This is a genomic window from Rhizobium phaseoli, from assembly GCF_003985125.1.
GTDB lineage: Bacteria > Pseudomonadota > Alphaproteobacteria > Rhizobiales > Rhizobiaceae > Rhizobium > Rhizobium phaseoli.
In genome coordinates, this window is the sequence record NZ_ML133566.1 from 368,526 (window position 1) to 391,939 (window position 23,414).

Consider the following 23,414-nt stretch of genomic DNA (forward strand, 5'->3'; position numbering starts at 1 on the left):
CCTGAAGCGGAAAAATTGCAAGCGCAGTTTTTGCCGCTTCTCCTTCCGAATAGATCCTCTTCCCCCGAAGGGTAAGCAGAGGAGATCTGCCTCAGTAAAGGAAGCCGATGATGTCGCGCAGCTGGTTCATCGTCACCTCGGCGCGGGCCCGGGCGCGTTCGCCACCCTTGCGCAGGATCGCATCGATGTGGCTGGTATCGTCCATCAGCCGGCGCATTTCGCCGGTGATCGGCGCCAGCACGTGGATGGCGAGATCGACCAGCGCCGGCTTGAAGACGGAGAACTGCTGGCCGCCGAATTCGGCAAGCACTTCCGACTTCGACTTGTCGGCAAGCGCGGCATAGATCGCCACCAGATTGTCGGCTTCCGGCCGACCCTGCAGACCGTCGATCTCGCTCGGCAAGCCGTCCGGATCGGTCTTGGCCTTGCGGATCTTCTTCGAGATCGCATCCTCGTCGTCCATCAGGTTGATGCGCGACAGGTCGGAAGGGTCCGATTTCGACATTTTCTTGGTGCCGTCGCGCAGCGACATGACGCGCGGCGCCGGTCCGCCGATCAGCGGCTCGACCATCGGGAAATAAGCATGCACCGGCTCGTCGCCGACGGTGATGTCGATGCCGTAGCCGGTCCTGGCGATATGCTGGGCATAATCGAGGTTGAACTTCATGGCGATGTCGCGGGCAAGCTCGAGATGCTGCTTCTGGTCCTCACCGACAGGCACATGCGTTGCACGGTAGACGAGAATGTCGGCGGCCATCAGGCTCGGATAGGCGTAGAGCCCGAGCGAGGCCTGCTCGCGGTCCTTGCCGGCCTTGTCCTTGAACTGCGTCATGCGGTTCATCCAGCCGATGCGGGCGACGCAGTTGAAGATCCAGGCGAGTTCGGCATGCTGCGGCACGGCCGACTGATTGAAGACGATATGTTTTTCCGGATCGATGCCGGCGGCGATGAAGGCGGCGGCGATAGAGCGCGTCTGGCTCGGCATATCCTCGTGCACCAGCTGAGCGGTGAGCGCATGCATGTCGACGACGCAGTAGATGCAGTCATTGCCCTCCTGCAGCGCCACGAAGCGGCGGATCGCGCCGAGATAATTGCCGAGATGCAGATTGCCGGTCGGCTGCACGCCGGAGAATACGAGTTTCTTGAATTCGCTCATGTCGTCCTCAATAGGCTGGTGGAGGGCCCCAAGGCTTGTCGCCTGTGTTGCTAACGCCGCGGCTTATGCACGGGCAGCCGGTCGCAATCAAGGGGTTCAGTCTGCGGCATGCTGGATCAGATCGAAGCTGTTGCCGTAGGGATCGGCAAAGACCGCCACCGTGCCGTAGACCTCATGCCGCGGCGCTTCCAGAAAGCGCACGCCGGCTGCAACCATGGCGGCGTGATCGCGGGCGAAATCGTCGGTCTTCAGGAAGAAGCCGACCCGGCCGCCCGTCTGGTTCCCGATGGCCGCCCGCTGTACTTCGGTTGCCGCCTGCGCCAACAGAAACGCGGCGCCGTCCCCGCCTCTCGGCTTCACCACCACCCAGCGCTTGCCCTCCGGCTGCGGCTGGTCCTCAACGCAGTCGAACCCAAGCACATCGCAATAAAAGGCCTTGGCGCGGTCGTAATCGTCGACGACGAGGGTGACGAGGAAAAGCGACTTGATCGTCATGCGACCTCCTGAGATTGGATGTTTTTTTCATTTCGAGGCAGATAATACCCCGATTTTAAGCCGAATTGATCAGAGCGTTTAGCCATAATTGAGTATAAAATTTCACAGAAAAGCTTTTATTGAACTGAAAATCCTCGACCGAGCAGTGGCGGCCGGATGGCCGCCGTTCCAACCGCCCGGAGGGACCATGCAGAACCTCGCTTTGCTGGCCATGGCAGGCCTTTTCGCCCTACAATCAGCAACCAGCGCTGTCGGTCAAGACAGCAAAAGGCCGGCCATTCATCTGCCGAAACACGAGGCGCGTCTCGCCTACACGGTCCAGACCGTCAGTGTCCGTGCCGGGTGTTTTCCAACCCGCCTTCAGGCGATCCTGTCGCATATCGCCGCAAAAACCGGACGCCGTCCGATCATCACCTCCGGCCTGAGGCCGCATCCAAGCCGTCATGGCTCCCTGCACGGCAAATGCCTGGCGGCCGATTTCAGGATGCCGGGCCTGTCGGAGCGCACCATCATCGCCGCCGCCAGAAGCGCGCCGGGGATCGGCGGCATCGGCAGTTATTGCAACGGCATCATTCACGTCGACGTCGGGCCGCAGAGGCGATGGGTCGATTGTTAGAGCTTATGCATCTTCTGCCGCCGCCGGCTTGCGGTTCAGATTGCGGCGGATCATGCCGAGATTTGCCCCGCCGATCAGGAAGGCGGCGGCGAAATAGACCAGCATGGAAATCGCAATCAACAGCCCCAGCGTACCGATCTTGGTCAGAAGCGGTGCGCCCGAGGCAAGCCAGGGGGCAAAATACTGCTTGAGGAAGACGATCGCCGCGCCCATGACGGCGGCGGCGACGATCAGAAGGGCGGCGCGTTTTGCCAGCGCCCATTCCCATGTCAGATGGCCGCGGCGCAGAAGCGTGGTGAACAGCAGCACCGTGCTGATCCAGCCGGCGGTGGCCTCGGCGACCGCGATACCGGGCGCGCCCATATAGGGGAAGAGCGTCAGCGCGGTGGCGCAGTTGGTCGCAACGGCGATCGCCGAGAAGCGCATCGGCGTCTTGGTGTCCTCGCGGGCATAGAAGCCGGGCTGCAGCGCCTTGATCAGAACGAAGGCCGGCAGGCCGATGCCGTAGATCGCCAGGATTGAGCCGACGACGAGGGTATTTTCCTGATGGAAGGCGCCGCGCTCATAGAGCACGCGGATGATCTCGTCGGACAGGATCCAGAGCGCGAAGGCGGCGGGAATGGTGAGGAACAGCACGAATTCGATCGAGCGGTTCTGCAGGTTGCCGGCCTCGCGCAGGTGGCCGGCCTTCAAGGCGCGCGCCAGCTCCGGCAGCAGCACCACGCCGACGGCGACGCCGACGACGCCGAGCGGCAGCTGGTAGATGCGGTCGGCATATTGCAGCGCCGCGATCGCGCCGTCGCGGGACGAGGCGATCGCTTGGCCGATCAGCTGGTTGATCTGGGTGATGCCGCCGGTGACCGCGGCCGGCACGGCCAGGATCAGCAGCCGCTTGACGTTGGGCGTCATCTTCGGGAAGCGTAGGCCGATGCTCATGCCGGCCGCAAGGACGCCGATATAGACGACGGCAAGCTGCAGCAGGCCGGCGATCAGCACGCCCCAGGAGAGATACCAGGCCGTCGCCAGCGGATCGGCGCCGGTATAGAGGGCATAGAACAGCGCCCCGATCATCACCACGTTGAGGAAGACGGGCGCGATGGCGGCGGCGAAGAAATGATGCAGCGAATTCAGCATGCCGCTCATCATCGCCGTCAGCGACATGCACATGAGATAGGGAAACATCACGGCCGCCATGCGGATCGTGATCGAGAACTTCTCGGGATCGTCGGCAAAGCCCGGCGCGATGACGAAGCGCACGAGCAGCGGCATGGCAAGCTCCATCACGATGGTGATGAGGAGCAGCACCGAAAACAACACGCCGAAGACTTCCTCCGAAAAGCGCTTGGCGCCATCCGTGCCGTTCGCCTCGATCTCCTTGGCAAAGAGCGGCACGAAGGCGGCGTTGAAGGCGCCTTCGGCAAACAGCCGGCGGAAGAGGTTCGGAAAACGGAAGGCCGCGTAGAAGACGTCGGCCATCGGCCCGGTGCCGAGTGCGGCCGCCATCAGCGTTTCGCGGGCGAAGCCGAAGATGCGGCTGCCGAGGGTGGCGCCGCCGACGGTCGCGAATTTCTTGACGAGGCTCATGCTTGATAGCTCATGCGGGGGAATCGGCTTTCTTTTCGGCTGGGGGCGATGTCCGGGCGGTGGCGGCGGGCGCGATGATGCCGGAAGGCATGCGTTCGCGCAGTTCGTCCTCCTCTTCGGCCATCACCGCCTTCATCCGGGCGGTGATGTTGGCGCGCTTGCTGTCGCCCGAGATTTTCTGGCCGACCAGGTCGGTGACGTAGAAGGTGTCGATTACCTTCTCGCCGAAAGTGGTGATGCGGGCCGACTGAATGTCGAGCGACAGATCGGAGAGCACGGCGGTGATCTCCGACAAGAGGCCAGGGCGGTCGAGGCACTCGACCTCGATGACGGTGAACTTGTTCGACAGGCTGTTGGTGATGTTGACCGAGGGCGGAATGACGAAGGCCTTGCTTTTCTTGCGGTTGCGCGTGCGTGTGGCGATGACCTCGGGCAGGCGCTTGCGCCCCGACAGCACGTCCTCGATCATCCGCCCGATCGTGCCGGCGCGGCGCAGCTCGTCGGCGTCGTCGGCAAATTCCCGGCTGACATGGATCGTATCGAGCGCCCGCCCGTCCGAAGTCGTGAAGATCTGCGCGTCGACGATGTTGGCGCCGGCCGCCGCACACGCGCCGGCGATGACGGCAAGCAGCCGCGGATGGTCGGGCGACAGCACGGTGATCTCGGTGATGGCGTGGAAACTGTCGGTCCGCACCATGGTGGCGAGCGCCTGGCCCGCCTTGTCGGCCTGGCGGATGAAATGGGCGTGACGGATCTGGTCTTCCAGCGGCACGGAGAGCAGATAGGGCTGGTAGTGCAGCTTGGTATAGGTGTTGCGGTCCTTCTGGCTCCAGTCTGAGAGCGCGCCGCGCAGCGCCTCGGCGGCGGCGTTGGCCCGCTCCTTGCGCGAGACTTCCGAGAAACCGCCGGCCAAAAGCAGCTCGGTTTCATAATAGAGCGTCCGCAGAAGCTGGCCCTTCCAGCCGTTCCAGACGCCGGGGCCGACGGCGCGGATATCGCAGATCGTCAGGATCAGCAGCATCTTCAGCCGGTCGAGTGACTGCACCCGGTCGGCGAAATCGGTGATGGTCTTGCGGTCGGTGAGGTCGCGGGTCTGCGCCACCATCGACATGGTCAGATGTTCCTCGATCAGCCAGACGACGATTTCCGTCTGCTTCTGCGACAGGCCGAAACGGGCGCAGAGCTTGCGGGCGACGCGGGCGCCGGCGATCGAGTGATCCTCCAGCCGGCCCTTGGCGATATCGTGGAGAAGAACGGCGACGTAGAGCGCCTCGCGGTCCTCGATATTTGCGATCAGCTTGTTGGCGAGCGGGTGCAGATCCTCGGAGCGCGACTTGTCGATCTCCGAGAGAACGTCGACGGTGCGGATCAGATGTTCGTCGACCGTATAGTGATGATACATGTTGAACTGCATCATCGCGACGATCTTGCCGAAATCGGGAATGAAACGGCCGAGCACGCCGGCCTCGTTCATGCGGCGCAGGATCAGCGCCGGGTCGCGTTTCGATGTCAGGATCGACATGAACAGGCGGTTGGCTTCGTCGTTTTCCCTGAGCCGGTTATCGATCAGGGCAAGCGAACGGGTGACGCGCTTCAGCGCGTCGGGATGAAATTCCAGCCCATTGATGTCGGCGACGTGGAAGAGCCGCAGGATGCTGACCGGATCGCGCTTGAAGACATCAGGGTCGGCGAGCGCGATGCGGCCGCGGTCTTCGACGAATTCGACGCTGCCGGCGATCTTGCGGGTGCGATGGGTGAAACGGCTGATGACGCCGGTAAGGCCGGGGATCGACTTTGCCTGCTGGTCTTCGAGCGCGGCGCACAGGATGCGGGTCAGATCGCCGACATCCTTGGCAACGAGGAAATAGTGCTTCATGAAACGCTCGACGGCCGAAAGGCCGGGGCGGGTGTGATAGCCGAAGGCTTCGGCGATCTCGCGCTGGATGTCGAAGGAGAGCCGCTCCTCGGCCTTACCGGTCAGGAAGTGCATGTGGCAGCGCACCGCCCAGAGGAAATCGTCGGCCTTCTCGAGCAGGCGGAATTCGTGTTTTGACAGGACGCCGAGTTTGACCAGCTCGGCCTGGTCGCGCACGTGATAATAATATTTCGAGATCCAGAACAGCGTGTGCAGGTCGCGAAGCCCGCCCTTGCCTTCCTTGACGTTCGGTTCGACGAGATAACGCGTATCGCCTGCCTTGCGGTGGCGTTCGTCGCGCTCGGCAAGTTTGGCGGCGATGAACTCCGGGCCGGTGCCGGTGACGATTTCCTTGTCGAAGCGGGTCTCGAGCTCGGTTTCCAGCCGCTGCAAGCCGCAGATAAAGCGCATTTCCAGAATGGCGGTGCGGATCGTCATGTCGGACTTGGAAAGCGCGATGCATTCCTCCACCGTGCGGGTGGCGTGGCCGACCTTGAAGCCCATGTCCCAGAGCACGTAGAGCATGAATTCGACCGCCTTGTGCGTCTCTTCCGCCGGCCGCGGCAGGAAGAGGAAGAGCAGGTCGATATCCGAGCCCGGCGCCAGCGTGTCGCGGCCATAGCCGCCGACGGCGGTGACGGCGAACTTGTCCTTCTGCTGCGGAAAGATGTGGGCGGTGGCGAAATTGTAGAGGACGGTGATGATCTGGTCCTGCAGCCAGGAAATCCGGTAGGCGCAATTCAACCCGCTGCCGTCGGCGGCAAGCGCCGCACGCGCCTTCTGCCGGCCCTCGGTGCTCGCCTTTTTGAGGACGGCGAGGAGATCGCTGCGCATGACGTCGGGCCGGTTCCGATTGGCCTCGGCAACGGCATCGCACTGGTTCTGCAGCAGTTCGGTGTCGAGAATCGTGGAGAAATCGAGGTCGCGCATTGCTTTCGCCGGAGTGGCGTCCTGTTCATGCCGGGCTGCCGGTTCGCGGTCTGCCGCTGGTTTCGTCTGCATGCGCTATAGCCTCTTTGCCCAGCGATTGACACGGGCTTTCATACTGCAAGAACCTTTAAATTTGGCGAAATGGTGTTGGTCCGCTGCAGGATGCGGGACGCTTTGACGCAAGCAGCGGACTTTCCCGAAAAGCCTCAGCTCGCGAACTCGGCCTGCAGCGAATACAAGACGTGCCGTGTCTCGCTCAGGATCTCCTCGAGTGTCTGGCGGTCGCATTCGCGATAGCCTGCCTTGGCGATCGAAGTGGCGAGTTCCGAGATTGTAGCGCAACTGCGCGTCATTTTCAGCAGGCCGATCGGCGAGGTCCAGCCGCGTGCATTGCGGTCCCGGTCGGCGCGTCGCATGGTGTCGAGCAGGGAGCAGATCAGCGACAGGCGCTCGGTTTCGCGAACCAGTTTTTCCATGAACATCGGCCGCGCTCCTATTTCAGCTTCTTCTTGAGATTGTAAAGCGCATCCATTGCCTCGCGCGGCGTCATGTCGTCGAGGCTCATCGCCCTCAAAGCCTCCTCGACCTTGGACGGGCCGCGGGCCGCGTCCTCGCGGCGCACCGCCACCTGGAAGAGCGGGAGGTCGTCGATCAACTGGCTCGCCGGGTTCTTGCGGTCGGCATCCTCGAGGCGGGTGAGCACGTCGCGGGCACGCGCCACGACCGAGGCCGGAAGTCCGGCGAGGCGGGCGACCTGAATGCCGTAGGACCGGTCGGCCGCACCGGGCCCGACCTCATGCAGGAAGATGACATCGCCATCCCATTCCTTGACGCGCATCGTGGCGTTCGATAGCCGGCCAAGTTTCTCCGACAGCACGGTCAGCTCGTGGAAATGCGTGGCGAACAGACCGCGGCAGCGATTGGCCTCGTGCAGGTGCTCGACGGCGGCCCAGGCGATCGACAGGCCGTCGAAGGTGGCGGTGCCGCGGCCGATCTCGTCGAGGATGACGAGCGAGCGGTCGCTCGCCTGGTTGAGGATCGCAGCCGTCTCGACCATCTCGACCATGAAGGTCGAGCGCCCGCGCGCCAGGTCGTCGGAGGCGCCGACGCGCGAGAACAGCCGGTCGACGATGCCGATATGGGCGGATGTCGCCGGCACGAAAGAGCCCATCTGCGCCAGGATCGCGATCAGCGCGTTCTGGCGCAGAAAGGTCGATTTACCGCCCATGTTCGGGCCGGTCAGCAGCCAGATGGCGCCGTCCTTGGCGCCGTCCTTCGGCGAAAGATCGCAATGGTTGGCGACGAAGGGGCCACCCGCCTGCCGCCGCAGTGCCTGCTCGACAACAGGATGACGGCCGCCCTCGATGGCAAACATCTTCGAGCCGTCGACCTGCGGCCGGCAATAGGCCTGCTCCTCGGCGAGCAGCGCGAGAGCGGCGGCGACGTCGATGACGGCGAGCGCCCGGGCGCCTGATTTGATCGCCTCGGCTTCCGCCACGACGGCCGCCGTCATCTTGTCGAAGGCTTCGAGTTCGATCGAAAGCGCCCGGTCGGCGGCATTGGCGATGCGGCTTTCGAGATCGGCAAGCTCGGTCGTGGTGAAGCGCATCGCGCTCGCCATCGTCTGGCGGTGGATGAAGCGGGCCTTGGCTTCCGTCGTATCGGTCATCGGGCCGGCATTGCCGGCGGTGACCTCGATGAAATAGCCGAGAATATTGTTGTGCTTGATCTTCAGCGAGCGGATGCCGGTTTCCTCGGCATATTGCAGCTGCAGCCCGGCGATGACGCGGCGCGACTGGTCGCGCAGCGCACGGACCTCGTCGAGTTCGCCGCTGGCGCCGTCGCGCAGGAAACCGCCGTCGCGCTTGAGCAGCGGCAGTTCGTCGGCGAGCGTCTCCGCAAGCAGCGTTTCCAGGCTCGCGGGAAGCGCTTTCAGTCCGGACAGCGCCTCGCCGAGTTCTTCCGGCAGCATGGCGGTGGCGAGCAGATCCGCGAGCCCGCTTGCCGCCTGCAGGCCCTGGCGGATGGCCGCGAGATCACGCGGGCCGCCGCGGTCGAGCGCCAGGCGCGAGAGCGCCCGCGGCATGTCGGGCACATGTTTCAGCGTATCGCGCAGCCTGCCGCAGAGCGAGGGCTCGTCGATCAAGAAACCGATCGAATCGAGCCGGGCATTGATGCGGGCGGGGTCGGTGAGCGGCGACATCAGCCGCTCGGCCAGAAGCCTGGCGCCGCCGCCGGTGACGGTGCGGTCGATCGCCTTCAGCAGCGAACCGTTGCGATCGCCCGACAGCGTGCGGGCAAGCTCGAGATTGGCGCGGGTGGCCGGGTCGATGAACAGCGTCGAGGCGGCACTTTCCCGCTCGGGCTGCCCGAGCGGCGGGCGCTCGGCGATCTGCGTCTTCTCGACATAGGCGACGGCGGCTGCGGCTGCCGCAAGCTCGGCGCGCGAGAAGCTGCCGAAGCCGTCCAGCGTCGAAACGCCGAAATAGCGGGCGATCCGGCCTTCGGCGCTGGCGCTGTCGAAGAGCACCGCCGGCTGCGGCACCGCCGTTCGGCCGAGCACGTCAAAGACGGGTTTCAGCTCGGGATCGTGGAAAATCGTATCGGGCAGGATCAGCTCGCGCGGATCGATGCGCAGGATGTCGGCGAGCAGCCGCGAACTTTCCGTCTCCGCCAGCCGGAAGACGCCGGTGGAAATATCGATCCAGGCAAGTGCCAGCGCCGGTTCGGCCCCGCCGCGAATGCGGGCGAGCGCCATCAGATAGTTGGATTCCGAGGGCGATAGCAGCTTTTCCTCGGTGATCGTGCCCGGCGTGACCAGCCGCACGACATCGCGCTTGACGACGGATTTGCCGCCGCGTTTCTTTGCTTCGGCCGGATCTTCGACCTGCTCGCAAACGGCGACGCGGAAACCGAGCGAAATCAGCTTCTGCAGATAATCGTCGGCGGCATGCACCGGCACGCCGCACATCGGAATATCCTGGCCCATATGCTGGCCGCGTTTCGTCAGCGTGATGCCGAGCGCGCGCGAAGCCTCCAGCGCATCCTCGAAGAACAGCTCGTAGAAGTCGCCCATGCGGTAGAACAGCAGCGAACGGGGGTTGTTCGCCTTGATCTCGATATATTGCTCCATCATCGGCGTTGCCGAGGCACGGCTTTCCGCCGTGGCAAGCTCGGCAGCCGAAAAGGCTTCATTTCCTGTGTCGAATCGTGCGTTCACGGAGCTGCAGTTTTTCCCAAAAAAACAGGTGCCAACCCTATCCGCGCGCCGCTATAGATGACAACAGCATTTGAGGAAGAGCAAAGCGTCGCCCACAGGACGTTGGAGGATTTATGCCCGATATCGATAAGAAGGACCGGCCGACGACATCAGTGACCGACCAGGAGGCGCTCGATTTTCATGCGATGGGCCGGCCCGGCAAGCTGGAAGTCGTCCCGACCAAGCCGATGGCAACGCAGCGCGACCTGTCGCTGGCCTATTCCCCGGGTGTCGCCGTTCCCGTCAAGGCGATCGCCGCCGATCCGCAGACGGCCTACGACTACACGGCGCGCGGCAACATGGTCGCGGTCATCTCCAACGGCACTGCCATTCTCGGCCTCGGCAATCTTGGCGCGCTCGCCTCCAAGCCGGTCATGGAAGGCAAGTCGGTCCTCTTCAAGCGCTTCGCCGACGTCGACTCTATTGATCTCGAAATCGATACCGAAAATGTCGACGAGTTCATCAATTGCGTGCGCTTCCTCGGCCCCTCCTTCGGCGGCATCAACCTTGAGGACATCAAGGCGCCGGATTGCTTCGTCATCGAAAGCCGGCTGCGCGAGCTGATGGATATTCCGGTGTTTCATGACGACCAGCACGGTACGGCGATCATCGCCGCCGCCGGCCTGATCAACGCGCTGGAGCTGACCGGCCGCGACCTGAAGACGACGAAGCTCGTCTGCAACGGCGCCGGAGCGGCGGCGATTGCCTGCGTCGAGCTGATCAAGGCGATGGGTTTTGCGCCTGAAAACATCATCCTCTGCGATACCAAGGGCGTCATCTACCAGGGCCGCACCGAGGGCATGAACCAGTGGAAATCGGCGCATGCGGCAAAGACCGACGCCCGCACGCTGGAAGAGGCGATGAAGGGTGCCGACGTCATTTTCGGCCTGTCGCAGAAGGGCGCCTTCTCGGCCAAGATGATCCGCTCGATGGCGGACCGGCCGATCATCTTCGCCATGGCCAATCCCGATCCCGAAATCACCCCGGAAGAGGTGGCCCGCATCCGCGACGACGCCATCATGGCGACGGGCCGCTCGGACTATCCGAACCAGGTCAACAACGTCCTCGGCTTCCCCTATATCTTCCGCGGCGCGCTCGACGTGCGCGCATCGACGATCAACGACGCCATGAAGATCGCCGCCGTCAACGCGCTGGCCAATCTTGCCCGCGAGGACGTGCCTGATGATGTGGTCGCCGCCTATCAGGGCAACCGGCCGCGTTTCGGGGCGCAATACATCATCCCGGTTCCATTCGATCCGCGGCTGATCTCGGCCATCCCGGTCGCGGTCGCGCAGGCCGCAATCGAGACCGGCGTTGCCCGCAAGGTCATCACCGATATGGCCGGTTACGCCCGCGAGCTTTCGGCCCGCCGCGATCCGATCGCCTCGACGCTCGCCAGCCTCTACGAGCGGGTGCGCCGCCGCCCGAAGCGGATCGTCTTTGCCGAAGCCGAGGAAGAGCAGGTGCTGCGCGCAGCATTGTCCTATGCCAATCAGCAGCTCGGCACCGCGCTGCTGCTCGGCCGCGAAGACCTGATCCGGGCGACGGCGGAACGCGCCGGCATCGATCTCAACCGCCCCGGCCTCGAGATCGTCAACGCCCGTATCTCCACACGAGTCGAGGCCTATATCGATTATCTCTATGCCAGGCTGCAGCGGAAGGGTTACCTGCACCGCGATGCCCAGCGGCTGATCCACAACGACCGCAACCATTTCGCCGCCACCATGGTAGCGCTTGGCGACGCCGATGGCATGGTGACGGGCATCACCCGCAACTATTCGACCGCGCTCGAGGATGTGCGCCGCTGCATCGACGAAAAGCCCGGCCACCGCGTCATCGGCGTGTCGCTGGCGCTCTGCCGCGGCCGCACCGTCTTCGTTGCCGATACCGCGGTGCACGACATGCCGAGCGCCGAAGAGCTTGCCGATATCGCCGAGGAGGCCGCCGGACTCGCACGGCGCATGGGCTATCCGCCGCGTGTCGCGTTGCTCGCCTATTCCACCTTCGGCCATCCTTCCGGCGAACGTTCCGAGCGGGTGCGCGAGGCGGTGAAGATCCTCGACAGGCGCCGCGTCGATTTCGAATTTGACGGCGAGATGGCCGCCGATGTCGCGCTGAACCGCAAGGTGATGGAGCAATATCCGTTCTGCCGGCTCTCCGGCCCCGCCAACGTGCTGGTTATGCCGGCCTTCCACTCGGCCTCGATCTCGACCAAGATGCTGCAGGAACTCGGCGGCTCGACGGTGATCGGCCCGATCCTCGTCGGCCTCGACAAGGCCGTGCAGATCACCTCGATGGGCGCCAAGGACAGCGACATCGTCAACATGGCGGCGATCGCTGCCTACGGGGCGGGTTCGTAAACTCGCCTCTGCCTCCCATTCGAGAGGGTATTTAGCGCCCGGCCGACAGCACGTCGGTCGGGCGCGCCTTTTGTGGCTTGCTCCCCGAAGAGATGGTTGAAAGGCTCAATCCGATAAGTCATACTTTTGAAACAATGCCTGCGGCATATATTTGATATTTCATCAGCCGTTTGGATTCCCATGCCGGAAAACGCCTCCCCGAATTTCACCGCCCGATTTCAGGGGACAACGTTCGACGATATGGTCGAGGCTCTGACTAAGGGGTTCGGTTCGTTCGACGCATGGCGAAATGGTCGAGACAAACCACTCGACTGGAAAGTCGGGTTTTGGGGTGATGAGAGGTTGTCGCTGGTCAGCAACCAGGATTCCGGCGGCTGGGGTGCAAGAACGGCAGATGGAACGCCGGAAACTCTGGCAATCATCGTTCCGCGCACGGGAGCTCTCGACGTCGCTTTTGGTCGGACCATGGCCGAAGCAACACCCGGGCGGCTGTTGATGGCGAACAATCTTGAGCCGGAACGGGTTTCGGTACGGGCAGCGCCACACCGGTCGGACACACTCAGTCTAAGTTGGGCGATCATAGCTCAGACCGTCGCCGCCGTATTGGAGACCCCGCTCACCGGGGCACTGGACCTGGCGCCGATCGTTGATCGTTCCACGGCGGCGGGACAGCTGATCTTCGGTCTCGCTCAAACGATGATCATCGGCATGCGCAACGGCGGCCCGCTACTCCACTCGCCGATTGCCATATCAAACCTCACCCAGGCATTTGCCGATCTGGTCGTACGTTTGGTTCCTCATCGGCTCTCGCATCTTCTGGATAAGAAAATCCATCTGATCGCACCGCGGCATGTCCGTCGCGCAATTGAATTTATGCATGCGAACATCGCGCAGCCGTTGACGATGCAGAATGTCGCGGACGCGGCGGGCATTTCCATTCGCGCTCTTGAAGTCGGCTTTCGGGCCTTCAAGGCAACCACACCGTCTGCCTACCTCAGGACGATCCGTTTGCAGGCGGTCCGGGAGGATCTGCGCGATCCTTCAAACCGCCAGCCGTTGCGGGACATCTGTTTGAAGTGGGGGTTCTTCCACTTTGGCCGTTTTGCGGCAATCTATCGGGCGGCCTATGGCGAGAATCCGTCGGACACGCGAAGGCGATCCGATCTTTGAGACGCCGATCGCGAGCCCGGGAGGTTTGCGCCAGGGCAGCATGCTGCAAGCCGACCAGAAAAGACTTTAGCTCGCAAAGCGGCCGGCGTCGGCACCGTAATAGTTCAGGTAGCGGTCGGAAATGCTGGAGATCGGCAGCACGATCAGCACGTCTGTCGTGTTGAAGGCGTGGTCGATGACCGCGCTGGAGCCGACCATCGCGCCGAGGCGAAGATACCCCTTGATGAGCGGCGGCAGAGCCATCAGCGCCCGCTTCGGGTTGACCGCCTCGACCGGCATCAGGTCCATGTTGCGGGCGAGATGCGGCAGTGCGCCGACGGCCCATTCGTCCTTCGCCAGCACATTGTGGTAGAGGAACGACAGTGCCAGCGCATGGCTTTCGAGATAGACGCCGGGGAACGAGGCGCAGCCGAACATGGCGCTCATGCCGTGTTTCAGCGCATAGGCCCAGTTGCCCTGCCACAGGAGCTCGACGGTGCGCTTGGTGCGGTATTCCGGCAGCACGCAGGAACGGCCGAGCTCCATGAAGCGCTTCTCCGGATGCTTGGCGAGAAGCCCCTCGATCTCGAATTCGGAAGCCGAGTAAAAACCTCCATTGGCCATGGCGACATCTTGGCGCAGCAGCCGATAGGTGCCGACGATCTGGTCTTCCGGATCGCCCTCGATCGCACGGTCGAGAACAAGAAGATGATCGCAGAAGGCATCATAGGCGTCGACATCACGCTGGCGGCGCATGGCGTCCAGCGGCAGCTGCGCTTTCATTTCGTCGACGAAGACCCGGTAGCGCACCGCCTGGGCGGCGTCGATCTCGCGCGCCGAGCGGGCAAGGCGCGTTTCCAGATTGCCGATCCGGCCCAGGATATCGCCGTCCTTCTGGGCAGCAGCCGTCGACGGCCGTGCAGCCTCCGCGGTGACGTCACGATTGAGGATGTCGATGGAGGACATGGCGATTCTCCGGTTGCCGGCTTATCGACGCCATAAAACACTTCTGTACGACAGGAAAGTGACATATTGCATTTCCCGAGGCAAGGAGCGGGCTGGGCCCGAGAGGCTCTATCGCGCCTCTGCCCGGCGGGCCGAAAGTGCGGCGACCGCCTGAACTTCGGTCAGCAGCCGCAGCGGGTCGACCGGCTTCACCATGACGCGGTTGGCGCCGTTGAGCAAAACCTGGCGGCGTGATTCGTCGCTCTTGTCGGCGGTCAGCACGATCACCGGTACCGGCGCAAGATCGAGCCGCCGTTCGTGGCCGCGCAGCCGTCCCAGCATGTCGATGCCGTTGCCGCCCGGCATCGACAGATCGCTGATGATGATGTCGGGGCGGGCATCCGCCTCGCCGAGGGCGCAATCGAGCAGCGTCTCGAAGTCTTCGACATGACGCACCTTGTGCCCGCCTTTTTCCAGGACGACGCGCACCAGCATGGCGTTGATCGGATCGTCCTCGCCGAGCAGGATGCTGAGCCCGCTCGCCGCCACTCTCGTCTCCGCAACCGAAAGCCCGAAGCCCGGCTGATTGTCGTTCAGCGCGTCGCGCTTTTCCATGCCGCGCATGCGCCCGCGCAGCACATCGATCAGCGACTGTTCGCGCAGCGGCCGGATGAGCCAGGCGTCGAACAGGTCGAGCGGATGGGCGCTGCGCTCTTCCGGGTTGACGAGCAGAACCTTGCGCAGGCCCAGCGCAGCGATTTCGGCGCGATCGGCAAGATGGGCGGAAAATTCCGCCGACATGCGATGATCGACGATGATATCGGTCGGCCGACCACCGTAACTGGCCATGCCGAGCAGCTTTTCCCGCGCCGTCTCGCCGTCACCGACGAGATGGCAGATGCCGCCGAGCGTGGTGATGGTCTCGGCGATGGCGGTGCGCGCCGCACCTGCCGGCGCCAGAAGCACGACGCTGTTGCCGGCAAGCAGCGTGTTTCGCCGCTCGGGCCTTTCGCTGCCGACATCGACGGGAAAGCGGATGGTGAATTCGCTGCCCAGGCCCTTTTCGCTGGCTACCGTCAATGCGCCGCCGAATTCGCGCATGATGCGGGCGGAGATCGCAAGACCGAGCCCGGTGCCGGCGCTCTTGTCGGCGACGGTGCCGCCCTGCTCGAACTCGCCGAAGACACGCGCCTGCTCCTCGGCCGTCATGCCGGGACCGCTATCGGCGACGGTGATCAACAGATCGCCGGCGTCAAGCGAGACACGGATGAAGACGCCGCCCACCTGCGTGAACTTCACGGCGTTGCCAATGACGTTGAACAGAACCTGCCGCAGCCGCGCCGGATCGAAGCTCATATTCTGGGGCACGTCAGAGGACACGGTGGCGCCGATCTCGATACCCTTTTCATGCGCCCGGTGGGCAAGCATCTCGACGACGCTCTCGAGAAGCTTGCGCAGCGATTCCGAGCGCGGATGCAGTTCGAAACGGCCGACCTCGATGGTGGAGAAATCGAGCAGGTCTTCGACGAGCTGCGTCAGCGCGTGGCCGGACTGGCGGATATTCGCCAGGTAATTCTGCTGTTCCTGTGTCAGCCGCGTCTCCGCGAGCAGATGCGTCATGCCGAGGATGCCGGAAAGCGGCGTGCGCACCTCGTGACTGACGGTGGCAAGCAGCCGGGATTTGGCGGCGCTGTTATATTCGGCCTTCTGGCGGGCTTGCTCGCGGCCCTGCGCGAGCAGCCGCTCTTCGGTGACGTCGCGGGCAACGCTGTGCAGCAGCAGGCGGCCGTCCGCAGGATCGCGGGTGACGACGTCGCGCCAGACGAAAATTCGCTGGCCTTCCGGTGTCGAGATTTCGACATCGTAGCAACGCGGGATCGGACCGGGGCGGAAGGCGAGGCCGATCTCCTCGCAACTGCGTCCTTCCGGATGCAGCCGTCCGGTCAGACGGCGAAACGTATCATTGGCGGAGATGATACGCCGGTCCATGGTCCGCGAGACCGTGATGTCGCCGAGCACGTCGTGCACGTCGGCGAACAGCTTTGCGCCTTCGTTGCGCTCGGGCAGGGATTGGCGGCCGGGCTTGTTTGCCCCGCGCCGGCGGATTGTCAGGAGGAGGTAACCGGCCATCGCCGCAAGGCCGAGAACGACAAGCCCGCCTGGAAGCAGCAGCGGATCGCCGGCATAGGCAAGCAGCATGAGGGTGGTTGCGGCCAGCAGGCCGGCGCCGCTCAGCCAGTAGAACAGCAGGCGCCGGGTCGGCGCGGGCATCTGACGCTGATTGGTTTGCTCAGGGGCTGCTGCACGTGGTCGCGGGAAGGGCTGCCCCATCCGCTCCTGATGCGGCTTGGCGGCGGGTCCGCCGAAGGCGGCGGACAATCTTTCCTGCAACTGTCCCAGATTGTGCATGCTATCTGGCTAACATGAGGCCCCTTCCGAATGCCTTCAGGAATTCGATAAGATTTTAGCGGCCGGCCTTTTTCGGCAGCAAGAGCTCGTCGAGAATGACGCAGGCCGCACCGATGGTGATGAAACTGTCGGCGAGATTGAAGACGGCGAAGGACCAGCTTGCGGTGTAAAAGAGGATGTAGTCGATCACATGCCCGTAGGCGAAGCGGTCGACCAGATTGCCGATCGCGCCGGCGATGATCAGCGCGTAACCGAGATGCGCAAGCCAGCGGTCCTTGGCGGTGCGGTACCACAGCCAGACGACGAAGGCGACGATGATGAGCCGCATGCCGACGATGAACCAGCCGTCCATGCCCGACAGCATCGAAAAGGCGACGCCGAGATTATAGGTGCGGTAGAGCGCCAGCATCGGGATGACGGGCACGGCCTCCTGCAGCGGCAGGTAATGGTCGACGGCGATCTTGACGATCTGGTCGATGAGAACGGCGGCGACGATGAAGAAGAGGATCGGCGCCGGGCGCGCAAAAAGCGCGGAGCGTGCATGCGTCGGTTCGGTCATTTGCCCTCGGCAAGTGAGAGGAGGTGGCGGCGCGCCTCGAAAAGCATGACGGCGGTGGCGACGGCGAGGTTCAGGGAATCGGCGCGGCCCTGCTGCGGAATGCGGGCAAGCGCGTCGGCCTCCTTGGCGAGCTGCTCGGGCAGGCCGGATTGCTCGTTGCCCATCAAGAGCACGACGGGCTTCTTCCGGTAGTCGATCGTGCGGTAATCGAGCGCGCCGGCAAGATGGGTCGCGACGACGGAAACGCCGGCCGATTTGCGCCAGGAGAGGAATTCCTCCGGTGTCGCGCGTGCGACCGGAACGGCAAAGACTGAGCCCATGGTGGCGCGCACGGTCTCGAGCGAGAAGGGATCGGTTGCCTCTCCGACCAGGATGACGCCGGAAGCCCCGGCCGCATCCGCTGTGCGGATGATGGTGCCGAGATTGCCGGGATCGCGCACGCGGTCGAGGGCCACCCAGGTCTCACCCTCCCTCGGCCGGATGTCCTTGAGCGGCTTCCAGCGCTGGTCGAAGATGCCGACGACCATCTGCGGGTTCTCGCGGCGGGTGATCGAGCCGATTACCTTTTCGCTGACTTCGAGCACCAGCCCGCCGGAGGCGACGGTCTTGGCGGCCATCTGCTCGACCAGCGGCTTGCCCTTGGCGGCCTTGGCATAGACCAGCGTGCGGATCGTCCAGCCGAGCTCGATCGCATCGATGACGAGCTTCAGTCCTTCGGCGAGGAAAGTCCCGCTTTCCTCCCGCGACTTCTTGTTCGTCAGCGCCTTGATGTCCTTGATGATCGGATTGGCGAGCGAGGTGACTTCCTTCACCTGGCCGACCCTGCGCGGTCCCTGATCGTGGAAGTCCTTGCTCATTTCGGCACCCAGCGGGAAAAGAGGGAGGTGGAAAGTGCGCGGCCCGGCGTCTTGCCGTCGAGGCCCGCTTCGCGGATCACCAGTTCGCCGGATTCGACCGCACCGCCGGCACCCCGCATCGTCTCGCGCATCAGCTCGTGGATCGAATAGAAGCTGGCGCGGATCGAATAGGCCGTCAGCACCAGGCCGGCCGCCTGCGGCGACAGGATCTCGCGGCAGACATCGAGCATCAACGGCAGATGCTCGAAGAGATGCCAGACTTCTCCATTGGGGCCGCGACCGAATTTCGGCGGATCGGTGAGGATGATGTCGTACTGGCTGCCGCGGCGCTCCTCGCGCAGGATGAATTTCATCGCATCCTCGCAGATCCAGCGGATCGGCAGCTTTTCCATCCGTCCCAGCGCCTGGTTTTCGCGGGCCCAGCCGATTGCCTTCTTCGAGGCGTCGACATGGGTGACCTCGGCGCCGGCCGCGGCGGCGACCAGCGAGGCGACGCCGGTATACCCGAAGAGGTTCAATACCTTCAGCGGCCGGCCGGCCTTTTCGACCTGCTCCTTCATCCAGCTCCAGTGCACGATCTGTTCGGGGAAGACGCCGACATGGCGGAAGGAGGTGAAGCGGCCGAGAAAATCGACGCCGAGCAGATTGAGCGGCCAGGTCTCGCCGAGTGCGGCCTTCGGGAAACGCCAGCGACCGGTGCCTTCCTCGTCGGTATCGCCGGTGAAGACGGCATCGACCTTTTCCCAGATGTGCGGCGCCAGCGAAGGCCGCCACAACGCCTGGGCTTCCGGGCGGATGATGCGATAGGGGCCGTATTGCTCGAGCTTTTGGCCGTCGCCGCTGTCGATCAGGTGGAAATCACCGGCGCCGAGCGACTCGAGGATGACAGGCACGCGTTCCGCCGGCCGTTCGCCGGTGCGCGTCATCAACGGACGGGAAACCGTGACTGGAGCTGCGCTCTCGCGCGCCGTCTCGCGGGCTGCCGCCGGCCGCGCCGGTGGCTTCGGCGACCGTCCTGCCCGATCGTCCCTGCGGCTTTCACCGGGGGGACCTGACGTTTTCTTCTGGCCCGGCCGGCGTTCTCTTTGTTTCAACGTGCTCTTCCGCGTCTCTGTCGAGGGTATCTAAAGAGGGTCTGCGTCGGCCGCAGCGCCCTTTGACTATGCAGTAGCCCAGAAAAGCGTGTCGGATCAACTGCGCGCCGGCGCGGCATTTGTTTCAACTCATAGGGACGGCTGCCTGTGCAGCCAATTATCGCGACATGGCCGAGGCTGGGCGACTCAAGAGAGAGCCTCATCCTGAGGTGCCCCAAAGGGGCCTCGAAGGACGAGGCGGGTGCGCTGGCATTGGATGAATGCAAGAAGCAGCGTGGAGCGTGTCCTTCGAGGCTCCGCCCTATGGGCTGCGCATCTCAGGATGAGGGCCGTTGGAGAGTGCCGCGCGGCCAACTGCTTGCTTGGAATCGCCGGATAACATTCCCTTCCTCCTTGGCAAAGCGCTTTGCCGTTGGGATAAGATAGGCGAATCGCAGATGAGGCTATCGAATGGATTTCACCGGCGAAGAACGCATCGCGGCGCCGCGGGACATGGTCTGGGCGGCGCTCAACGATCCGGAGATCATGCGCGGCTGCATTCCGGGCTGCCAAAACATCGAGCGGCTGTCGCCTGATAGCTTCGAGGCGACGATTAGGGTCAAGTTCAGCCTGCTGTCGGCCACCTTTCATGGGCTGTTGACGCTTGCCAATGTCGATGCGCCGAAAAGCTATACGCTGTCGGCTGAAGGCAAGGGCGGCCTTGCCGGCTTTGCCAGGGGAACCGCCGATGTCGTGCTCGAAGAACGGGGTGCGGAGACGATCCTGCACTACCGGGGGCGGGCTGAACTCGGCGGCAAGCTCGCCCAGCTCGGCGCCCGCCTCCTCGATTCGACCTCGCAGAGGCTCGCCGAGGGCTTCTTCTCCGATTTCAACGCCGCCGTCGTGGCAAAAATGGCGGCTGAGTGAGGGCCATTCGCTGTGGACTTGGCGCCGGCAGGAGCTTGGTTTAAGGGCTCATCATGACATGGACCATCAGGCCGCCGCGGGCGGAAGACCAGGAAGCGCTTGCGGATATCTATCTGTCCGTACGCCGCGAAACATTTGTCTGGGTCGATCCCGGCAAGTTCCACCGCGAGGATTTCGCCGCCCATACCAATGGCGAGACGATCTTTGTCTGTGAGCATGCCGATGGTAGACTTGCCGGCTTCCTGTCGCTCTGGCCGGAGGATGATTTCATTCACATGCTTTATATAAGCTCGGAATTCCAGGGTGTCGGCGCCGGCACGGCGCTGCTGCGGTCGCTGCCGGAATGGCCGCAACATAAATACCGGCTGAAATGCCTGGTGAACAACCGGCGAGCGAAGGCCTTCTACCTTTCCCATGGTTTCCAGGTGACCGGCAATGGTGCGTCGCCGGAAGGCGATTACGAGGAGCTGAGCTTCTTTCCGGTGTGACGCGCCGGGTCGCGCTGTTACCGTGCCGGCAGCTGACCGGCGATATCCTCGGCGCGCGTCCTGTGGCGGTCGGCCTCACCCTGCCAGCGAATGGCTTCCTTGGCTTCGGTGCGGGCGCGTTTGCGGTGTTTGCCTTGGCTGAACCAGGTGGCAGCCGAGCCGATCAGCATGCCCGAAATCAGCGCGATGAACAGGAAGACGAAGAAAGGCGCGGAGACCGCGAGCACCTGATCGTCAGGTCGGAATGGATTGAAGGCGAGCGTGACGCTTTGCCGGTTGGCAACGCAGAAGACGATGAGGATGACGCCGAGCGGCAGCAGAATCAAGAGGTTGATGATCTTCTTGGCCATTGAGGTCTCCATGCGTCGGACGGCGCCGCTCTCTTCGAATGACGCGTTGTATCTATGCATCGGCCCGAAAATCGATTCCGATTTTCGGGCCGATGCGCTAGCAGAATAGAAAAACCGAGTTCAAGTTCAAGTGCGGTTTCGCCGCAGTCCGCTTGCGCCGCTCAATCCTCTTCGTCGGCCTGGCCGGGATTGAGCCGCTCGCGCAGTTCCTTGCCGGTCTTGAAGAAGGGAACCCACTTCTCCTCGACGAAGACGGTGTCGCCAGTGCGCGGATTGCGGCCGGAGCGCGACGGGCGGTTCTTGACCGAAAAAGCGCCGAAACCGCGCAATTCGACGCGGTTGCCCGCAGCCAGTGCATCCGTGATCTCGTCGAGAACCGCGTTGACGATATTTTCGACGTCGCGATGATAGAGATGCGGGTTGCGTGCCGCAACAATCTGCACCAATTCGGACTTGATCACAGTCGCCCCCTTAAATTATTGATTTCTTATCAATCGTGGCCAACCTGCCAAACTGAAAGCAGCCCGTCAAGAAGCAACTTCGGGGGCAGGATTCCATTGATATCCTGGCCTTTGACGAGATCATCATAACCGAAGATCGTAATCAACCGGGAAACAGCCCCAGCGAGCAAAAACGGCGTATTGCTCTTCTTGTCCCAGTCGACCATCGGCAGATCGGTGTTGACCCCGCGCGATTTGAGATAGGCACGAATTTCGGGCTCGCCGCCGATTGTATCGACGAGTTTCATCTTGAGCGCCTGCCTGCCGGTATAGATGGTGCCGTCGGCAAGTTTGAGCACCTCGTCGCGCGGAAGCTTGCGCCGGTCGGCCACAAGGTCGACGAACCAGTTGTAGCTGTCGACCACCATGTTGCGGATCATCGCCTTGGCTTCCTCGCTCGCCTCATGGAAGGGCGAGGGCTCCGCCTTCAGCGGCGAGGACTTGATCTCCTGGAGCGACACGCCGATCTTGTCGAGCAGCGGCTGGATCTGCGGATACTGGAAGATGACGCCGATCGAGCCGGTGATCGAGCTGTCGCCGGCAATGATCGTATCGCCGGCAGTGGCAATCATGTAGCCGGCCGACGCGGCAAGTGTACGCACGTCCGAGACGACGGGCTTCTTGGCCGCTATGGCACGGATCGCCTTGAAGATCTTTTCGCCGCCAAAGGTCGTGCCGCCGGGCGAGGAGATCGAAATCACCGCCGCCTTCACCTGATCGCTGGTCTCGACCTTCTTCAGCCGCTCCAGAAGCTCGTCATCGTCAACGATCAGACCGGAGATCGTCACATGGGCGATGTGCGGGCGCTCGGTTCCGGCGCCGCCGAAGGCGAAGCCGTAGAAGGCCAGTCCAAGCGCCACGACGAGGGCCACCGCGACGATGCGCCAGAAGCCGAGCTTGCGGCGCAGCCGCCGGCGATCGGCGATGATCGAACTGTCCATAAAAACCTCCAGCGCTGGCCGGGCATCGGCATGGCGCCGAGCGATCCGGGGAAATAGGTGGCAGCGGCGCGTACGAATGCCACTTTTTGATGTTTTTCCGTTTTGTTGCTTGTTGCAGAAAAAATTCCATATTGGCAAGCCAATGTAATAATGCGAAACGAACTGTGATTGGCGGCCGGCTTTGTTATAAGGCGCGGCAATCACCGCACATGGAACGAGACCTATGCTCGATACCCTGAAGAACAACGGAAATGCCGCTTATGTGGGCTCCGGCAGGAGCGCCTATGGCGATGCGTTGTTCCATTCCGCCCGCGTGCGGCGGCTGAAGATCCTGCTGCCGGTGGCCGCCCTCATCGTCGCCGCTGGCCTCACGGCGGTGGCGTTGGTCAGCATCTACCTGCCCGAAAACGTCAAGTTCGAAGGTGCCAAGATCGAGAACGGCAAGGTCGTGATGGAAAAGCCGGCGATCGCGGGCCGCAATTCCGATGGCATCAACTATTCGATGCTCGCCGAACGGGCGTTGCAAGATATCCGCAATCCCGATCTGATCACGCTCGAGACCATCAAGGCGGCCGTGCCGATGAATGACGGCCTGATCGCCCGCGTCGTCGCCTCGACCGCCGATTACAATCGCGCCACCGACAATCTGCATATGACGGCTCCCTTCACCCTGGTGCTGAGCAGCGGCCTCAACGCGCAATTCCAGTCTGCCCGGCTCGACATCAAGGGCGGCAACATGCGCAGCGACGACCCCGTCACCATCACCAAGGACAATGCCTCCATTGTTGCGAAGACGCTTGAGATAACAGATAAGGGGCGGGTGATCACATTCGAGGGGAATGTTCGCATGAATGTCGATCCATCCACCATCCATAAACAGGGCACCTAACCAGCCGGGTCA

Annotated in this window: 20 protein-coding genes; 6 read left to right on the forward strand and 14 right to left on the reverse strand. The window is 63.2% G+C overall.

All coding sequences use genetic code 11. From position 1 onward, the window contains the following. Positions 1–91 precede the first annotated feature (91 nt). Positions 92–1,156, reverse strand: coding sequence for a tryptophan--tRNA ligase (trpS, locus tag EFD56_RS04980; RefSeq protein ID WP_126904840.1), 1,065 nt, complete (start codon positions 1,154–1,156; stop codon positions 92–94). Between the two features lie 96 nt (positions 1,157–1,252). Next, on the reverse strand, positions 1,253–1,651 hold the full coding sequence (locus EFD56_RS04985) for a VOC family protein (protein ID WP_126904841.1): 399 nt from the start codon (positions 1,649–1,651) through the stop codon (positions 1,253–1,255). Between the two features lie 187 nt (positions 1,652–1,838). Here EFD56_RS04985 and EFD56_RS04990 point away from each other — a divergent pair, with 187 nt between their 5' ends. Further along, positions 1,839–2,267, forward strand: coding sequence for a YcbK family protein (locus tag EFD56_RS04990; protein WP_126904842.1), 429 nt, complete (start codon positions 1,839–1,841; stop codon positions 2,265–2,267). 3 nt (positions 2,268–2,270) lie between these two features. Here the strand turns inward: EFD56_RS04990 and murJ are convergent, their stop codons facing one another. The 4 genes from murJ to mutS form a co-directional block, all read right to left on the reverse strand. Beyond that, positions 2,271–3,851 carry a murein biosynthesis integral membrane protein MurJ gene (gene murJ / locus EFD56_RS04995; RefSeq protein ID WP_126904843.1) on the reverse strand — a complete coding sequence of 527 codons (1,581 nt, stop codon included), beginning with the start codon at positions 3,849–3,851 and terminating at the stop codon, positions 2,271–2,273. A gap of 10 nt (positions 3,852–3,861) precedes the next feature. Beyond that, the gene (locus EFD56_RS05000) at positions 3,862–6,768 is read right to left on the reverse strand and encodes a [protein-PII] uridylyltransferase (RefSeq protein WP_126904844.1); all 2,907 of its coding nucleotides are present in this window, start codon (positions 6,766–6,768) and stop codon (positions 3,862–3,864) included. A gap of 134 nt (positions 6,769–6,902) precedes the next feature. Next, the gene (locus EFD56_RS05005; protein WP_126904845.1) at positions 6,903–7,178 is read right to left on the reverse strand and encodes a hypothetical protein; all 276 of its coding nucleotides are present in this window, start codon (positions 7,176–7,178) and stop codon (positions 6,903–6,905) included. 11 nt (positions 7,179–7,189) lie between these two features. Next, positions 7,190–9,916 carry a DNA mismatch repair protein MutS gene (gene mutS, locus EFD56_RS05010; protein ID WP_126904846.1) on the reverse strand — a complete coding sequence of 909 codons (2,727 nt, stop codon included), beginning with the start codon at positions 9,914–9,916 and terminating at the stop codon, positions 7,190–7,192. Between the two features lie 113 nt (positions 9,917–10,029). Here mutS and EFD56_RS05015 point away from each other — a divergent pair, with 113 nt between their 5' ends. Further along, complete coding sequence (locus EFD56_RS05015) at positions 10,030–12,315, forward strand: NADP-dependent malic enzyme (RefSeq protein WP_004679820.1); 2,286 nt, start codon at positions 10,030–10,032, stop codon at positions 12,313–12,315. Positions 12,316–12,495: 180 nt separating this feature from the next. Further along, positions 12,496–13,485, forward strand: a complete 990-nt coding sequence (locus tag EFD56_RS05020) for a helix-turn-helix transcriptional regulator (protein ID WP_037142999.1) — start codon at positions 12,496–12,498, stop codon at positions 13,483–13,485. Between the two features lie 66 nt (positions 13,486–13,551). On the opposite strand, the gene olsB is transcribed toward EFD56_RS05020, so the two are convergent. The 5 genes from olsB to EFD56_RS05045 all read right to left on the reverse strand — a co-directional run bounded on the left by olsB (position 13,552) and on the right by EFD56_RS05045 (position 19,328). After that, entirely contained in the window at positions 13,552–14,430 is an 879-nt protein-coding gene (olsB, locus tag EFD56_RS05025; protein ID WP_004679816.1) for a l-ornithine N(alpha)-acyltransferase, read from the reverse strand. Positions 14,431–14,538: 108 nt separating this feature from the next. Continuing rightward, positions 14,539–16,818: an ATP-binding protein gene (locus EFD56_RS05030; protein ID WP_126904847.1), complete on the reverse strand. Its 2,280-nt coding sequence runs from the start codon at positions 16,816–16,818 to the stop codon at positions 14,539–14,541. A 55-nt stretch (positions 16,819–16,873) separates the two neighbouring features. Then, positions 16,874–17,377, reverse strand: a complete 504-nt coding sequence (gene lspA / locus EFD56_RS05035) for a signal peptidase II (RefSeq protein WP_126904848.1) — start codon at positions 17,375–17,377, stop codon at positions 16,874–16,876. Beyond that, entirely contained in the window at positions 17,374–18,234 is an 861-nt protein-coding gene (locus EFD56_RS05040; protein ID WP_126904849.1) for a TrmH family RNA methyltransferase, read from the reverse strand. Before EFD56_RS05040 ends, lspA begins: the two co-directional genes overlap by 4 nt. Continuing rightward, positions 18,231–19,328 carry a class I SAM-dependent methyltransferase gene (locus EFD56_RS05045; protein ID WP_004679811.1) on the reverse strand — a complete coding sequence of 366 codons (1,098 nt, stop codon included), beginning with the start codon at positions 19,326–19,328 and terminating at the stop codon, positions 18,231–18,233. Before EFD56_RS05045 ends, EFD56_RS05040 begins: the two co-directional genes overlap by 4 nt. A 450-nt stretch (positions 19,329–19,778) precedes the next feature. On the opposite strand from EFD56_RS05045, the gene EFD56_RS05050 reads away from it, so the two are divergent. Both EFD56_RS05050 and EFD56_RS05055 read left to right on the forward strand, forming a co-directional pair. Further along, complete coding sequence (locus tag EFD56_RS05050) at positions 19,779–20,234, forward strand: SRPBCC family protein (RefSeq protein WP_016734961.1); 456 nt, start codon at positions 19,779–19,781, stop codon at positions 20,232–20,234. A gap of 53 nt (positions 20,235–20,287) precedes the next feature. Continuing rightward, on the forward strand, positions 20,288–20,722 hold the full coding sequence (locus tag EFD56_RS05055) for a GNAT family N-acetyltransferase (RefSeq protein WP_004679810.1): 435 nt from the start codon (positions 20,288–20,290) through the stop codon (positions 20,720–20,722). A gap of 17 nt (positions 20,723–20,739) precedes the next feature. Here the strand turns inward: EFD56_RS05055 and EFD56_RS05060 are convergent, their stop codons facing one another. The 3 genes from EFD56_RS05060 to sppA all read right to left on the reverse strand — a co-directional run bounded on the left by EFD56_RS05060 (position 20,740) and on the right by sppA (position 22,513). Beyond that, the gene (locus EFD56_RS05060) at positions 20,740–21,072 is read right to left on the reverse strand and encodes a LapA family protein (protein ID WP_016734958.1); all 333 of its coding nucleotides are present in this window, start codon (positions 21,070–21,072) and stop codon (positions 20,740–20,742) included. Between the two features lie 161 nt (positions 21,073–21,233). Then, positions 21,234–21,533 (reverse strand): integration host factor subunit beta, encoded by a 300-nt coding sequence (locus EFD56_RS05065; RefSeq protein WP_003544934.1) that lies wholly within the window; start codon positions 21,531–21,533, stop codon positions 21,234–21,236. Positions 21,534–21,562: 29 nt separating this feature from the next. Next, positions 21,563–22,513: a signal peptide peptidase SppA gene (sppA, locus tag EFD56_RS05070; protein WP_004671667.1), complete on the reverse strand. Its 951-nt coding sequence runs from the start codon at positions 22,511–22,513 to the stop codon at positions 21,563–21,565. Between the two features lie 223 nt (positions 22,514–22,736). On the opposite strand from sppA, the gene lptC reads away from it, so the two are divergent. Beyond that, positions 22,737–23,402: an LPS export ABC transporter periplasmic protein LptC gene (gene lptC / locus EFD56_RS05075; RefSeq protein WP_004671665.1), complete on the forward strand. Its 666-nt coding sequence runs from the start codon at positions 22,737–22,739 to the stop codon at positions 23,400–23,402. The last annotated feature ends 12 nt before the right edge of the window (positions 23,403–23,414 follow it).

Coding starts and splice junctions, on each gene's coding strand:
- EFD56_RS04985 (WP_126904841.1), bottom strand. CDS start 1,651: ATGACGATCAAGTCGCTTTTCCTCGTCACCCTCGTCGTCGACGATTAC.
- EFD56_RS05015 (WP_004679820.1), top strand. CDS start 10,030: ATGCCCGATATCGATAAGAAGGACCGGCCGACGACATCAGTGACCGAC.
- trpS (WP_126904840.1), bottom strand. CDS start 1,156: ATGAGCGAATTCAAGAAACTCGTATTCTCCGGCGTGCAGCCGACCGGC.
- EFD56_RS05055 (WP_004679810.1), top strand. CDS start 20,288: ATGACATGGACCATCAGGCCGCCGCGGGCGGAAGACCAGGAAGCGCTT.
- EFD56_RS05030 (WP_126904847.1), bottom strand. CDS start 16,818: ATGCACAATCTGGGACAGTTGCAGGAAAGATTGTCCGCCGCCTTCGGC.
- EFD56_RS05060 (WP_016734958.1), bottom strand. CDS start 21,072: ATGGCCAAGAAGATCATCAACCTCTTGATTCTGCTGCCGCTCGGCGTC.
- EFD56_RS05000 (WP_126904844.1), bottom strand. CDS start 6,768: ATGCAGACGAAACCAGCGGCAGACCGCGAACCGGCAGCCCGGCATGAA.
- EFD56_RS04990 (WP_126904842.1), top strand. CDS start 1,839: ATGCAGAACCTCGCTTTGCTGGCCATGGCAGGCCTTTTCGCCCTACAA.
- sppA (WP_004671667.1), bottom strand. CDS start 22,513: ATGGACAGTTCGATCATCGCCGATCGCCGGCGGCTGCGCCGCAAGCTC.
- lspA (WP_126904848.1), bottom strand. CDS start 17,377: ATGACCGAACCGACGCATGCACGCTCCGCGCTTTTTGCGCGCCCGGCG.
- EFD56_RS05005 (WP_126904845.1), bottom strand. CDS start 7,178: ATGTTCATGGAAAAACTGGTTCGCGAAACCGAGCGCCTGTCGCTGATC.
- EFD56_RS05050 (WP_016734961.1), top strand. CDS start 19,779: ATGGATTTCACCGGCGAAGAACGCATCGCGGCGCCGCGGGACATGGTC.
- murJ (WP_126904843.1), bottom strand. CDS start 3,851: ATGAGCCTCGTCAAGAAATTCGCGACCGTCGGCGGCGCCACCCTCGGC.
- EFD56_RS05040 (WP_126904849.1), bottom strand. CDS start 18,234: ATGAGCAAGGACTTCCACGATCAGGGACCGCGCAGGGTCGGCCAGGTG.
- lptC (WP_004671665.1), top strand. CDS start 22,737: ATGCTCGATACCCTGAAGAACAACGGAAATGCCGCTTATGTGGGCTCC.
- olsB (WP_004679816.1), bottom strand. CDS start 14,430: ATGTCCTCCATCGACATCCTCAATCGTGACGTCACCGCGGAGGCTGCA.
- EFD56_RS05020 (WP_037142999.1), top strand. CDS start 12,496: ATGCCGGAAAACGCCTCCCCGAATTTCACCGCCCGATTTCAGGGGACA.